The organism is Flavobacterium sp., assembly GCF_024305175.1.
In the GTDB taxonomy this organism is placed as follows: domain Bacteria; phylum Bacteroidota; class Bacteroidia; order Flavobacteriales; family Flavobacteriaceae; genus Flavobacterium.
This window is the reverse complement of record NZ_JAMWYY010000019.1, coordinates 1-12,518: the sequence shown is the minus strand read 5'-3', so window position 1 is coordinate 12,518 and position 12,518 is coordinate 1. Positions and strand designations below refer to the sequence as shown.

General features: G+C 42.0%; 20 protein-coding genes. 12 read left to right on the top strand and 8 right to left on the bottom strand.

The window, feature by feature from the left end; translation table 11 throughout:
* Positions 1–46 precede the first annotated feature (46 nt).
* Genes Q0K96_RS06545 through Q0K96_RS06535 form a run of 3 tightly spaced genes read left to right on the top strand, consistent with a single transcriptional unit; the run spans position 47 to position 3,023 of the window.
* Positions 47–1,186, top strand: coding sequence for an ABC transporter substrate-binding protein (locus tag Q0K96_RS06545; RefSeq protein WP_297333204.1), 1,140 nt, complete (start codon positions 47–49; stop codon positions 1,184–1,186).
* A gap of 6 nt (positions 1,187–1,192) precedes the next feature.
* Complete coding sequence (locus Q0K96_RS06540) at positions 1,193–2,227, top strand: iron ABC transporter permease (protein WP_297333203.1); 1,035 nt, start codon at positions 1,193–1,195, stop codon at positions 2,225–2,227.
* Between the two features lie 4 nt (positions 2,228–2,231).
* A complete protein-coding gene (locus Q0K96_RS06535; protein ID WP_297333202.1) occupies positions 2,232–3,023 on the top strand; it encodes an ABC transporter ATP-binding protein in 792 nt (263 codons plus the stop codon).
* Here the strand turns inward: Q0K96_RS06535 and Q0K96_RS06530 are convergent.
* Complete coding sequence (locus Q0K96_RS06530) at positions 3,020–3,670, bottom strand: hypothetical protein (RefSeq protein ID WP_297333201.1); 651 nt, start codon at positions 3,668–3,670, stop codon at positions 3,020–3,022. The two genes, Q0K96_RS06535 and Q0K96_RS06530, sit on opposite strands and share 4 nt — an antisense overlap.
* A 170-nt stretch (positions 3,671–3,840) precedes the next feature.
* On the opposite strand from Q0K96_RS06530, the gene Q0K96_RS06525 reads away from it, so the two are divergent.
* The 3 genes from Q0K96_RS06525 to Q0K96_RS06515 are packed head-to-tail and all read left to right on the top strand — an operon-like array spanning position 3,841 to position 5,045.
* Positions 3,841–4,098, top strand: coding sequence for a hypothetical protein (locus Q0K96_RS06525; protein ID WP_297333200.1), 258 nt, complete (start codon positions 3,841–3,843; stop codon positions 4,096–4,098).
* Between the two features lies 1 nt (position 4,099).
* A complete protein-coding gene (locus Q0K96_RS06520; RefSeq protein WP_297333199.1) occupies positions 4,100–4,609 on the top strand; it encodes a hypothetical protein in 510 nt (169 codons plus the stop codon).
* Between the two features lie 25 nt (positions 4,610–4,634).
* Positions 4,635–5,045, top strand: a complete 411-nt coding sequence (locus Q0K96_RS06515; protein ID WP_297333198.1) for a hypothetical protein — start codon at positions 4,635–4,637, stop codon at positions 5,043–5,045.
* Positions 5,046–5,105: 60 nt separating this feature from the next.
* Here Q0K96_RS06515 and Q0K96_RS06510 read toward each other — a convergent pair whose 3' ends face one another.
* On the bottom strand, positions 5,106–5,645 hold the full coding sequence (locus Q0K96_RS06510; RefSeq protein WP_297333197.1) for a YceI family protein: 540 nt from the start codon (positions 5,643–5,645) through the stop codon (positions 5,106–5,108).
* Between the two features lie 244 nt (positions 5,646–5,889).
* On the opposite strand from Q0K96_RS06510, the gene Q0K96_RS06505 reads away from it, so the two are divergent.
* Both Q0K96_RS06505 and Q0K96_RS06500 read left to right on the top strand, forming a co-directional pair.
* Complete coding sequence (locus Q0K96_RS06505) at positions 5,890–6,030, top strand: hypothetical protein (protein WP_297333196.1); 141 nt, start codon at positions 5,890–5,892, stop codon at positions 6,028–6,030.
* Between the two features lie 23 nt (positions 6,031–6,053).
* On the top strand, positions 6,054–6,464 hold the full coding sequence (locus tag Q0K96_RS06500; protein WP_297333195.1) for a hypothetical protein: 411 nt from the start codon (positions 6,054–6,056) through the stop codon (positions 6,462–6,464).
* Between the two features lie 92 nt (positions 6,465–6,556).
* Here Q0K96_RS06500 and Q0K96_RS06495 read toward each other — a convergent pair whose 3' ends face one another.
* From Q0K96_RS06495 to Q0K96_RS06475, 5 genes are all read right to left on the bottom strand, one after another.
* Positions 6,557–6,994: a DUF6526 family protein gene (locus tag Q0K96_RS06495; protein ID WP_297333194.1), complete on the bottom strand. Its 438-nt coding sequence runs from the start codon at positions 6,992–6,994 to the stop codon at positions 6,557–6,559.
* 25 nt (positions 6,995–7,019) lie between these two features.
* The gene (locus Q0K96_RS06490) at positions 7,020–7,718 is read right to left on the bottom strand and encodes an HAD family hydrolase (RefSeq protein WP_297333193.1); all 699 of its coding nucleotides are present in this window, start codon (positions 7,716–7,718) and stop codon (positions 7,020–7,022) included.
* Positions 7,719–7,804: 86 nt separating this feature from the next.
* On the bottom strand, positions 7,805–8,176 hold the full coding sequence (locus Q0K96_RS06485) for a nuclear transport factor 2 family protein (protein ID WP_297333192.1): 372 nt from the start codon (positions 8,174–8,176) through the stop codon (positions 7,805–7,807).
* A 74-nt stretch (positions 8,177–8,250) separates the two neighbouring features.
* Positions 8,251–8,607 carry a hypothetical protein gene (locus Q0K96_RS06480; protein ID WP_297333191.1) on the bottom strand — a complete coding sequence of 119 codons (357 nt, stop codon included), beginning with the start codon at positions 8,605–8,607 and terminating at the stop codon, positions 8,251–8,253.
* 75 nt (positions 8,608–8,682) lie between these two features.
* Positions 8,683–8,814: a hypothetical protein gene (locus Q0K96_RS06475; RefSeq protein ID WP_297333190.1), complete on the bottom strand. Its 132-nt coding sequence runs from the start codon at positions 8,812–8,814 to the stop codon at positions 8,683–8,685.
* 169 nt (positions 8,815–8,983) lie between these two features.
* On the opposite strand from Q0K96_RS06475, the gene Q0K96_RS06470 reads away from it, so the two are divergent.
* The 4 genes from Q0K96_RS06470 to Q0K96_RS06455 all read left to right on the top strand — a co-directional run bounded on the left by Q0K96_RS06470 (position 8,984) and on the right by Q0K96_RS06455 (position 11,461).
* The gene (locus Q0K96_RS06470) at positions 8,984–9,868 is read left to right on the top strand and encodes an SDR family oxidoreductase (protein WP_297333240.1); all 885 of its coding nucleotides are present in this window, start codon (positions 8,984–8,986) and stop codon (positions 9,866–9,868) included.
* A 21-nt stretch (positions 9,869–9,889) separates the two neighbouring features.
* Positions 9,890–10,831: a 1-phosphofructokinase family hexose kinase gene (locus tag Q0K96_RS06465; RefSeq protein ID WP_297333189.1), complete on the top strand. Its 942-nt coding sequence runs from the start codon at positions 9,890–9,892 to the stop codon at positions 10,829–10,831.
* A gap of 157 nt (positions 10,832–10,988) precedes the next feature.
* Complete coding sequence (locus tag Q0K96_RS06460) at positions 10,989–11,213, top strand: hypothetical protein (RefSeq protein WP_297333188.1); 225 nt, start codon at positions 10,989–10,991, stop codon at positions 11,211–11,213.
* Between the two features lie 8 nt (positions 11,214–11,221).
* The gene (locus Q0K96_RS06455) at positions 11,222–11,461 is read left to right on the top strand and encodes a hypothetical protein (protein WP_223053313.1); all 240 of its coding nucleotides are present in this window, start codon (positions 11,222–11,224) and stop codon (positions 11,459–11,461) included.
* A gap of 413 nt (positions 11,462–11,874) precedes the next feature.
* On the opposite strand, the gene Q0K96_RS06450 is transcribed toward Q0K96_RS06455, so the two are convergent.
* A partial coding sequence (locus Q0K96_RS06450; RefSeq protein ID WP_297333187.1) for a hypothetical protein occupies positions 11,875–12,518 on the bottom strand: 644 nt, incomplete at its 5' end.

Genomic DNA, 12,518 nt, shown 5'->3' with positions numbered 1-12,518 from the left:
CTATTGAAATATTTAATTTATACCTTTGCAACTGCCAATATTTTTTATGAAAAACTACATTAGCATACTTTCCGTTGTTATTATTGCATTGCTTTATGGCTGTAAAAACGAACAGCAAAGTACAACAGATGCACCCAAAAATGCAGGTAACAGCATTAGTTACGCAAGCGGGCTGGCTATTTACCGGTATGATGATTATTCTGTTGTTAAGGTAACCAAGCCCTGGCCCGAAGCCAAAGAAGGCTTTACCTATGTGCTGAAGCAAAAAGGCGCAATAGTGCCCGACAGCCTTAAAAGCTATACTACAGTACAGGTACCTGTTAAGCGCGTGGTTGTAACCTCAACCACACATATACCCTCTTTAGAGATGCTTGGAGAGGAAAATTCACTGATTGGTTTTCCGGGGACAGATTATATTTCTTCGGAAAAAACAAGAGCGCTTATAAATGCAGGCAAAGTACGCGAAACAGGCGCTAATGAAAGGATGAACACAGAGGTAATGATAGACCTTTCTCCTGATGTTGTTGTAGGTTTCAGCATAAGCAGCGATAACAAAACAATGGATATTTTGCAGCAAAGCGGCATAACTGTTTTGTATAATGGCGACTGGACAGAGCAATCGCCGCTTGGCAAAGCCGAATGGATAAAGTTTTTTGGTGAGCTTTACGGCAAGCAAAAACAGGCCGACAGCATTTTTAGTAAGATAGAAACCGACTATAAAGCCGCGCTTGCGCTTGCAGCGAAAGCCACTAATAAACCTACTGTTTTAAGCGGTGCCATGTATCAGGACCATTGGTACCTGCCGCAGGGTAGTAGCTGGGCTGCCCTTTTTATAAAAGATGCCCATGCCAACTACCTGTGGAGCGATACCAGCGGCACAGGCAGCCACACCCTTTCTTTTGAAAGCGTACTGGAAAAAGCACATAATGCCGACTACTGGATTGGGCCGGGACAGTTTACATCGTTACAGGAAATGGCGGACGATAACCCGCATTATACCGAATTTAAGGCGTATAAGAATGGTGAGGTATATTCTTTCAGCAGCAGGAAAGGTGCAACAGGCGGGGTTATTTATTATGAACTTGCCCCAAACCGCCCCGACCTGGTACTGAAAGACCTTGTGAAAATACTGCACTCCGGGCTGTTACCTGATTATGAACTGCAATTCTTCGAAAAGCTAAAATAATATCATTTGCAGGCGGGAAAAAAAAATATCATTTTGTTTGGTGTGCTCACTGCAGCCCTTGCCTTGCTGTTTGTGCTAAACCTTAGCCTGGGCTCGGTTAACATTCCCTTTCACGATGTGGTAAACACACTTGCAGGCAAGGGTGCCGGCAAAGCCACTTGGGAGTTTATTATATTAAACTACAGGTTACCAAAAGCTATAACGGCCGTTCTGGCAGGTATGGGGCTTTCTTTAAGCGGCCTGCTGATGCAAACCCTTTTCCGTAATCCGCTTGCAGGGCCCTATGTGCTGGGGTTAAGCTCCGGCGCCAGCCTTGGGGTTGCCTTTGTAATTTTAGGTGCAGGTTTTTTGCCCGTAATGGTAAAAGATCTTTTCCTCTCATCATACGGTACCGTGGCAGCCTCTATGCTGGGCAGTTTTTTTGTACTGCTTGCAGTGCTTTCAGTAGCTGCACGGCTGCGCGATACTATGGCCATACTTATAGTAGGGCTAATGTTTGGCAGCTTTACCAGCGCAATAGTTGGTGTGCTTACTTATTTCAGCACGGCACAGCAATTACAGAAATTCACTTTTTGGGCAATGGGCAGCCTGGGCAGCCTGTCGTGGGAAAACATTGCTATACTTGCCGCCGCCTGTGCAACAGGTATAGTGCTTGCGGCAACCTGTATAAAACCTCTTAATGCACTGTTGCTTGGCGAGCGTTATGCCAAAAGCATGGGCATCAGCTTTGGCAGGGCACGTTTTATCATTATACTTGCCACGAGCATACTGGCAGGTTCTATTACGGCTTTTGCCGGGCCTGTAGCGTTTATAGGGCTTGCTGTGCCGCATATGGCAAAACTTGCCTTCCGGACAAGCAATCATCTGGTGTTGTTTTGGGGCACGTTGTTATCCGGCGCTATAGTGCTGTTAGTTTGTGATATAGTAACCCAATTACCTGGAAGTGAACTTACCCTGCCCATAAACGCAGTAACATCTATAGTAGGGGCGCCTGTGGTTATATGGCTTTTACTGAGAAAACGTAACAGAAGTTATTCATAGGGCTATGAAAGAGGAAGTTACAATTTTATCGGCTAACAGAATAAGCATTGGCTACCGTAACGGTAAAGAAGTTACTGCTGTAGCAAACAATGTATCGGTACAGCTTCAAAAAGGCTGCCTTACCGCACTTATTGGCGCTAATGGTATTGGTAAATCTACCCTGTTGCGCACGCTTACAGGTATTCAAAAGCCTTTACAGGGAGAGGTAATGCTTAACGGGAAAAATATAAGAAGCTACTCTGCCAAAACGCTTGCACAAAACCTCAGCATTGTTTTAACTGAAGCGTTGCCGCCAAGCAATCTTCCAGTTTATGAGCTTATTGCGCTGGGCAGGCAGCCTTATACCAACTGGCTTGGTATGCTTGCAGAAGAGGATATCGCTAAAACTAACGAGGCTTTGCAAATGGTGCAACTGGAACACCTTGCAGATAAGAAGCATTATGAGATAAGCGACGGGCAGTTACAAAAAGTACTTATAGCACGTGCCCTTGCGCAGGATACCCCGATTATTGTGCTGGATGAGCCTACCACACACCTTGATTTGCTCCACAAAGTAAGCCTGCTAAAGCTTTTAAAACAGCTAACCCAAGAAACAGGTAAGAGCATTTTATATTCTACCCACGATTTAGACCTGGCATTGCAATTAAGCGATGAGGTAATTGTAATGACAAGCGAGGGTGTAATACAAAACACCCCTGCCCTGCTTAGGGAAATGGATATTTTTAACCGCCTTTTTAATGACAAAAACATTTATTTTGACAATGCAAAAGGCGGCTTTATCATTAAACCCGGTTAAAGGGTTAGCTGCATTTTATAACAGGAACCTTCCGATACGGTAACTGTACCATCCCAACTATAGCCGGAGCAGCTTGCGGTAAAGTTATAGCTGCCGGCAGGCAGGGTAAAATTGGCTGCACCCGATGCACCGCAATCCGGTGACGAATTGTAATATCCGGTAATAGCGCCGCCGTATCCGTTAACCGTTACCGAAATATTGCCGCACCCAAAATCAGATGATATCCAGAACATAACATTACCTGTACCGTCTCCGCCATTTCCTCCACCATCACACGGAAAGTTATCGCTGCGGTAATATACCTGTGCATTATGGGTGTCAATGGCCTGGTCGGGAACGCCTACCAGCATACTGTCACCATCAAACTGAAGCGGAAATTTTATGGTTTCTCCGCCCACCACAAATGTCATAGAAGGTTCTGATGCGTTAAAAGTCCCAAAGGTTTCCTGCCCACCCACACAGGTAATTGCTGTAGAAGATTCAAAACGCACATACGATTCCATATTACTGCGCTTCCAGTCGCCGTAATAATTGCTTGTATCGTCATGGTTAAAGGTTTCAGAGGGGTCTTCCTCATCACAACCAAAAGCAAGCATGGCAAAAAATACCAGTGCTGCCATTTTTAAATAAGTACTGATTGATTTCATAGTTATACATTTAGAGTTCAATCCAAATATATTTAATTGTAAAACACTGTAAAATACCTATTTGTGTGTATTTTAACATTTTTATAAACTACATTAAAATGCTTTAACAAAAACTAAACAGCTTTTGCACCAGGCATTAGTTAAATTTACATCTAACAAAAACATTTTACATGGACCAGTTCACTATTAAATATCCTGGCGACAAAGCGGGGCTGTTAAACAAGATAAAAAGCACAATTGGCGATAAAGGCAAACTTGCCGGCGATGAGCAGCAGGGCAGCTTTGAAGGAAGCACACCTGTGGGCAAGTTTGAAGGTTCTTATGCTATTGCAGGAGATGATATTACTATAAGTATAAGCAAAAAACCATTCCTTGTATCGACAAACAGGATTAAAGAAGAGTTTGAAAAGGCACTAAAAAAGGTCTAATATGAAAAGTTTTTTTGGTATGGCCTGTTTTTTTGTGTTAGGCATGCTGCATGCACAACCACCCGAATTTGCATTAACACCCAATGGGTTTGATGCAGTAACGGTTGATATACCGGCAACATCTAATGAAAAACTTATTTCATTAACCAAAAACTGGGCACAAGATTATAACCGCACTCAGGAAGGCAGCGATATAAGTAACGTAACGCAAAACAGTATAACAATAACGGCTTATAAAAAAAATGCTTTTAACTACGGTAACCGCGGCGAAAACTTTTACCACAAAATAAAATATGACATTCGGTTTGAGTTTAACCAGTCGAGCTATACAGTATCTTTTAATATAACTGAAATTTACCTTGATGATGTGTTGCTGGAATATAAGCTGCCTGATTATTTTACATCTGAAGGTAAGCTGAAAGACGGCTACAACACACTGGATGTGACGCTTGAAGACACCGTAAATGATATTGTAAATTCTCATTATGATTTTATAATGAATTACCGCTAAACAGTAACAAACAAAACACAAGGATATGGCAAACGGAACGGACGACCCTAAAGATTTAGGTTCTAAAAAAATAAATAACGAAGAAAAACAAAGCCCAAAAAATGAAGGCTTTAGCGGGGAGAACCTGCCCAAAAATTACGACCCGAGCCAAGACAGGATGAAAGAAGAACTGGAAAAGAATGAGGAGGGCGAAACAGAAACAACCGCACGTGCGCGCGATGTAGATGAAAAAAGGGCTGTACCGGTAACAGAGTCTGACCGTGCTGAGAACGGCAATGGTAAAGTTGTAGATAAGAACAGGGGCACAGCCAATGAAGAAGAAGATATGGAAACGGCAGAAAACCGCGACTTTAATTCAGATATTGATGAGGAGCGCTACCCGGCCGACCACCCTGATAATAAAAAAGTGCGTGGTAACACGCACTTTGGAGAGTAAAACCAATACCGCCAATTGTAATTACCATCCTGCGGGCCTTTAGCCATTCAGGATGGTTTTTTATTCAGGCTTGTTTATATACTGTATGTTGGCATGAAGCTTAATTTCTTCGCCAAGTATAATACCACTCGCCTCAGCCGCTTCTGCAGGATGTATATCAAAATCATTACGGTCTATTACCCCATTAATTTCAAATCCGGCGCGGCTGATGCCAAAGCCATCCTTTGCCTGCCCTCCAAATAATACATCAAAGGTTACCTGCCTGGTAGTGCCTTTTATAGTTAAATCGCCCGTAAGCTTATAGTTATCACCATCTATATGGGTAAACTCCGTTGAGAGATAAGTAATTTCGGGATAGGCATCCGCATTAAAAAAATCGTCTGATTTTAAATGCTCATCCCTGTCTTCATTATTGGTATCTATACTGTAAACATCTATCTTAAGTGTAAAATAGGCATCTTTAAAATTATCATGCACAGGTGTTACCATAGTGCCTGAAAAGATATTAAACGCACCTGAAATATTGGAAATAAGCAAGTGGCGAATTTTAAAATGGATTTCGGAATGTGCAGGATCTATTTCCCAATGTTTTGAAGCCATAGTATAAAATTTATCCTACTAATTTACAGCAAGTAAAGCATTACAGCAAAACCGACAGTATCAATTATTTGTTAAAAGTACATAGCCAACAAATCATTGCTTTTAGATAATCAGCCATTTTACAGGCAAGAGCGCAGTATGACTTCACATTTATAACATTTCATTTAACAGGCAACGTTAAATAAGTTCATTCCGGGGTTAGTAATAACGAACTTTATAATGCAAAATATAAATATAAATGACTATGTCTGAAGAGAAAAAACAAACCCCGGCACCAAAGGTATCAAGCGAAAGGGATTCGGCGGCATCCAAGCTGGCAAAAGAAACAGATAAAAAAGATTCGTCAGGCAAAGAAGCCTATCCTAAACCATCGCAAAAGGATTAATATAAACACGTAAATAAGATAGTATGGAAACTGATAATAACCGCCACAACAATGGCAACAGTACAGAACCGAACGAAAACACGGGCCACCTTGGCAACCATGAGCCATATGGAATGAGCAATAAAGGCAATGGCCTTAATGATCCTTCCATGGATAAAGACAATTACCGCGGACAGGAAAGAAAAGCTGAAGATTCGAGCGATGCAGATTCAAAGACTTTTAATGAAGATGAGGACACCTGGAAAGCCAAAAAAGAAGCTAACACAACAAATGACGGCACTAAAGATAATGACTGGAATGCTAAAGACATGACGCAACGCACCATACAGCAAGAGCAACAGGACGATGATGTATTGCAGGGCCGTTATAATGACGAAGAGCAAAACAAGTACGGCCAGGAAAATGACCGCAGAAACAGAGAAGAGTTAGAGTAAGAATTTTATATAAGTTCCGAACCTAATTCAAATAAAAAGCGTGATAAGGATATTTCTTTATCACGCTTTTGCTTTGGTTATTCTTTTCTGATTTAAACCCTCCTGTGGTCAGGATTCCAGTTTTTAATTGCTTTTTTAATGGCATCTGCCGAAAGGTTCTCTTTTGCAGCACGCTCTGCAAGCCCCGGCAGTTCATCATCCGGTGCAAAACGTAGTGCAAATAACTGCCCCTGTGAAAGTTTTTCTTCAAGAGGCTCTAAACGCCTGCCCGTTGTAACGAAATAGCGGTAACGCAGCTCCAGCAGCACCAGCCTGTTTTGCAACGTGAGCGCATAATGCTGGCGCAGCATGAACGAAAGCCATATTACCACCATACCCAGCATGCCTGTAAATATCCATATTTGTTTATCATCATCTGCCTTCGATGCAAAATAAGCAACCGCAATTACAAATAGCAGCATGAGCGGATAGAACACAAAATGATGGGGCGGATAGAACCGTATGTGGTTCTTATAGTTTTGTTTAGCCATTTTTAACCTGTTTTATAAAATTAAGTTATGCACTCTTTGGTAATAACAGCGGCACAAGCTCTGTAATATTAGCTATCTCGCTCATGTTTTGATGCTCTACATTGTGCTCTACCATTTCGTGTGCCCAGGTAGTATGAAAAGGCACATGGCAGGCATAGCCGCCAATTTCGAGCACCGGCAACACATCAGAGCGTAATGAATTGCCCACCATGTAAAACTCGTGGGGTGCTATATCAAGGCGCTTGATTAGCTTTAGGTAATCTATCTCTTTTTTATCCGACATTACTTCTATATGGTGAAAGTAATGCCCCAGGCCACTGTTGTGCAGCTTGCGTTGCTGGTCTTTAAGGTCGCCTTTTGTTGCCACAACCAGTTTATAATGCGGCTGTAAAGCTTTTAATGTCTCCTCTACCCCTTCCAGCAGCACGATAGGCTTTTGTATAAGCTCTTTGCCCAACTCAGTTATCATTTCGATACACTTAACACTTACAGTACCGTTAGAAACCTTAATAGCAGTTTCTATCATGCTGAGTACATATCCTTTTATGCCGTAGCCATAAAGCGGGAGGTTGTTTATCTGTGTCCTGAACAGCTCCTGAGAGAGGCTTTGGTGCGAAAGGTAGGCTTCCATAATCCCGCAAAACTTCTTCTCGGTTTCTTCAAAATAAGGTTCGTTTATAAAAAGTGTATCGTCAGCGTCAAACGCAATTACTTTTATGTTCATTAAATAGCGAATTTATTTACAAATCTACTAAACAAAAAGCAGTCTCTCTGCTCAGTAAATGTTAATAGATTTACAATAAGGCTGTTTTAACGCACAATCTGCGTGCTGTGTGCAGCTATTATTTTCCATTCGTCACCCAGTTGTTTCCACACGCGGGTAAAACGGTACAAGCCTACTTCGGTATCACCAAAAAAACTGCCGCTTATCTCTTTTTTAACCGATACAATTACAACATCATCATATGCTTTAATATGTTGTTCGGAAATAACAATATCATATATAGTAATATTACCTTCACGATGCGCATTTATATCTGCTTCTTTAGAAAAAAGGTCGCCATAATGGCCTGTAAAGATAAGCTCATCCGAAATAAGGGCATCAAGAGTGGCAACATCGCTTGCTTTCATTGCCTCTATAAGCCTGTTCTCCAGTAATTTAATTTGTTGATTCGTATCCATAATTGATGATTGATTTAGTACAACCAAATTAAGGAATTTCCTTCACAAACAAGTCCTAAATTAAAGCCAATAAATTAGCGTAAATTAACATTATTAAGGCTGTCTCTTACAACCTGCAGCGCTTTAGCATAAAGCTCAGCATTGCCTTTATCTGCCACTTTAAGTATGGCAAAAACTTCTTTAAGGTAACGTGGTGCAAAATTTCGGTCGTTGGCAGTAATATCAATCGTGTTATCTATAATATCGGCATACTTAATAGTCTGAGCATCGGCACTTGTTAAAGCTATACGCTCAATCTCCAGTTGTTTGCGTTGTTTCCTGTTAAGGGCAGGATAATCCTCTTTCACAAAAACATCAGTCATCGCTACAACCAACATCAGGGTTTCCTCAGCTTCATCTTCATTCATAATACCTTTTAAAAACTCCAGCATTTGCTGCGGTTTTACCGGAGTGTCCTCTAAAACATCATGCAATAACGCCGTCGCAAACAAAGGCAGCCTGTCGGTCTAACCACACAGCGTTTCCATAACCCTGACAGGGTGCACTATATACCGCTCCGGAGTATACTTACGCATCTGGCTACCGTGGGCATCATCGGCATATTCGCGTATTCTATGGAGTATTTCTTCTTTTGTCATGGTATTACGAAGGTAAAAAATTCACACACTTAAAATTAAACCTCCTGTTATTGCCATGCTATATACTTAGCAATACTTTAGCATGATTAACACCATATTAAGCCCTTGTTGCCAAAAGCCTGTAAAAATATTCCTTACATTTACGGTAAATCAATCACTACATACCATTATGAATTATACTGCAAAAATGCTTCGTGAAGACGCTTTAAAAGATAAAGTTATAGTTATAACTGGTGGCGGCAGCGGCCTCGGCAAGTCGATGACAAAATATTTTATGGAACTTGGCGCAAAAACCGCCATTACCTCGCGCGACCTTGAAAAACTAAAGGCTACTGCCAAAGAGCTTGAAGCCGAAATAGGCGGGCAGTGCCTTGCCGTGCAGTGTGATGTGCGCCATTATGAGGAAGTAGAGAAAATGCTGCAGGCGGTATTAAGCCACTACGGCAAAGCTGATGTGCTGCTTAATAATGCCGCAGGAAACTTTATAAGCCCCACAGAGCGCCTTTCTGCCAACGCATTTGATACCATTATAGACATAGTGCTGAAAGGCTCTAAGAACTGTACCCTTGCCTTTGGCAAACACTGGATAGATACCCAACAGGAATCGTCTGCGATATTGAATATAGTGACTACGTATGCATGGACAGGCTCTGCCTATGTAGTGCCAAGCGCTACGGCAAAAGCAGGTGTGCTTGCCATGACGCGCAGCCTTGCAGTTGAGTGGGCAAAATATGGCATACGTAGTAACGCCATTGCACCCGGCCCCTTCCCTACCAAAGGTGCGTGGGACAGGCTGCTGCCGGGCGACCTTAAGGAAAAGTTTGACCTTGCCAAGAAAGTTCCGCTTAAGCGTGTGGGCGACCACCAGGAACTGGCAAACCTTGCGGCTTACCTGGTTTCTGATTTCTCGGCTTATATAAACGGAGAGGTTATTACTATAGATGGCGGCGAGTGGCTTAAAGGTGCAGGGCAGTTTAACCTGCTGGAAGCAATACCCGAAGATATGTGGGATATGCTGGAAGCCATGATTAAAGCAAAAAAGAACAAAGAATAATTACGAAACAACATACTTTTAATGAACCCCAACGTTTTAACCATAACCCTTAACCCTACTGTAGATAAAAGCAGCAGCGTGGCAAATATTAAGCCCGAAAAGAAACTGCGTTGCGAAAAGCCAAAATATGAACCCGGCGGGGGCGGCATTAATGTATCGCGCGGGCTGGTAAGGCTGGGTGTTGGTACAACTGCTTTATTTACATCGGGCGGGCGTACAGGCGAATTACTGCAAAAACTGCTTAAAGAAGAAAATGTTAATTCACTTCCGGTTAGTGTCGCTGCTGAAACCCGCGAAAATTTTATAGTGGTAGATACCTCTAACAACGAGCAATACCGTTTTGGTATGCCGGGAGACGCGCTATCCGAAGATGAGGCACAACTAATCTTAGATACTATAAATAATATTACTCCTTTCCCTGAAGTGGTGGTAATAAGCGGCAGCCTGCCCCCGGGAATGGAACCCGGTTACATTAAAAAGCTGGTTAAACTGGCAAAAGGCAAAGGCAGCAAAGTAGTGGCAGACACATCGGGCGAGGCACTAACCGCCGCGCTGGAAGAAGGTGTTTACCTCCTGAAGCCGAATATTGGCGAATTAAGCAGGATTGCCAACAAAGAACATCTGGACAATGAAACCGCTGATGATGCCGCCAAAGAACTTGTAACCGCCGGCAATGCCGAAGTAGTGGTGGTATCTATGGGGCCGCAGGGCGCTTATCTTGTAACACAGGATGAAACCATACATATAGCAGCACCATCTGTAAAAAAACTGAGTACCGTTGGTGCAGGCGACAGCATGGTGGCAGGAATGGTTTCGGTGCTGGCGCAAGGCGGTACGCCGGTGCAAATGGCACGGATGGGTGTTGCGTGTGGTTCGGCGGCTACTATGAACCCCGGTACAGGATTGTTTAAAAAAGAAGATGCCGAAAGGCTTTATAACTGGCTCTCAAAACACAAAGGTTAAACTGCCGGAAATTCAGCTATTTTGGCTGTCTATAAAGCATGTGCAGGTTAACAGGCAATTTCTTAAAGAATTTTAATCTTTTATTGGCAATACGTTACAAAAATTTTAAAGGTATAACAACCATCTTTGTATCACTAACCTTTAACAAAGTACTGTCATGAAAAAGAACATAGATCTTGCCACAATCAAAAAATTTATCCTTGCCAACGCACTTACCGATAATGTTATGCTGATGCTTCACCCGTCTAACTTTGACAAACTGGTGGCAAACAGCGCTAAGAAAGCAAAGTCGCTTTGTATTTCAGGGATTAATATTATTGCCGATAACAATGATGAGATTAGCGAGGATGAGATTGACGTACTTGAAGTTAAATTTAATTAACCTGATATATGAGACGTCACATTTGCCTCGATATGCTGCAGGAGTACATACTGGAGCACAACCTATCTGAATATGAAACCATTATACTGCACCCCGATGACTATGATGTTATTGCAGCAGAGTTTTTTAATGAAAACGAGCTGATGATATTCAGGCCGGTTGAAGTGCTGGGCACAAAAATAACCGAAGATACCCACGGCGATGTAAGGCGAAACCAGGTTATGGTTTTACCTGCCGTAGCTTCGTAAATTGTAATTAATTGGTTTAAAAAGCCGCACCTGTACAGGTGCGGCTTTTTTGTCTGTAAATATTAATATATATAGTTTTTCTAGTGTAACTTTAATCAAAGTTAATCTAACTTTAAGAAATTCAACTCCTAAACATCACTTGCTTTATTATAAGTACAAGTGCCTTTGAATATGTCCTGAGGCTGAAATACGGCTTTAAAGATATGGAGCAAGAGAAATCGAGATATACTAACCGAAGAAGAAAGCGCACCCGATATACAACTAGATTATTTAGAGGTACTATGACAAAAAAGTGCACATCTAAGCTATGGCTACACCGAAGCAGTAAAAGAACAGTTAAAGGCGCTGGAGGAATAAAAAAGCACGGCAAAAAACCGTGCTTAAATTATCTTTTATGTTATTTAGATAAATTATTAACATCCATCTAAACAAAGGTTTCCAAAATATACAGCACTATCCAATGCCCATTCAAAATTAGCATCTGCAAAAGCTAAATAAGCTGCTTGTTGTGATGCAGGTAAATTGCCGGCAAACCAAACGGAATACTCCCAACTTGTAAGGGCAGAATCCATTGCTGAACTGGCAGCAGCAACACAATCATCCATACATTCATTATATGCTATCATAACTGGAGGTTCAGGTGCAATAGGCTCTAATATAATATGCACCTGCCCAAGTGAAGCTCCGGGCAAAGCATCAAAAAACTTTGTATTGGCATTTAAAAATACTGTGCCGCTAGCGGTCACATTATCAAACATGTCAAGGCCTTGCTGTGCTGTAGCAAATTTTGTTTGCCCCACATTAACAGCAAGCCATGTTTCTAAGTCTTTTCTGGCCGTCCAGTTTTTGTTAATGTTACCATTCATCATATGGCCAAATTCAGCAGCCATAGACCGATATGTAAGAAATTCTGAACTTGTGCTGAACCCAGCGCACAATGCCTTCAATTCATCAACATCCTTTTGCGATAAACCGCCATTTTTTGCGGTCATTTCAGTTTGAGAGGCATCATTTGCATCTCCATCCTGGCTACAGGATACAAACATTGTTAGGCATA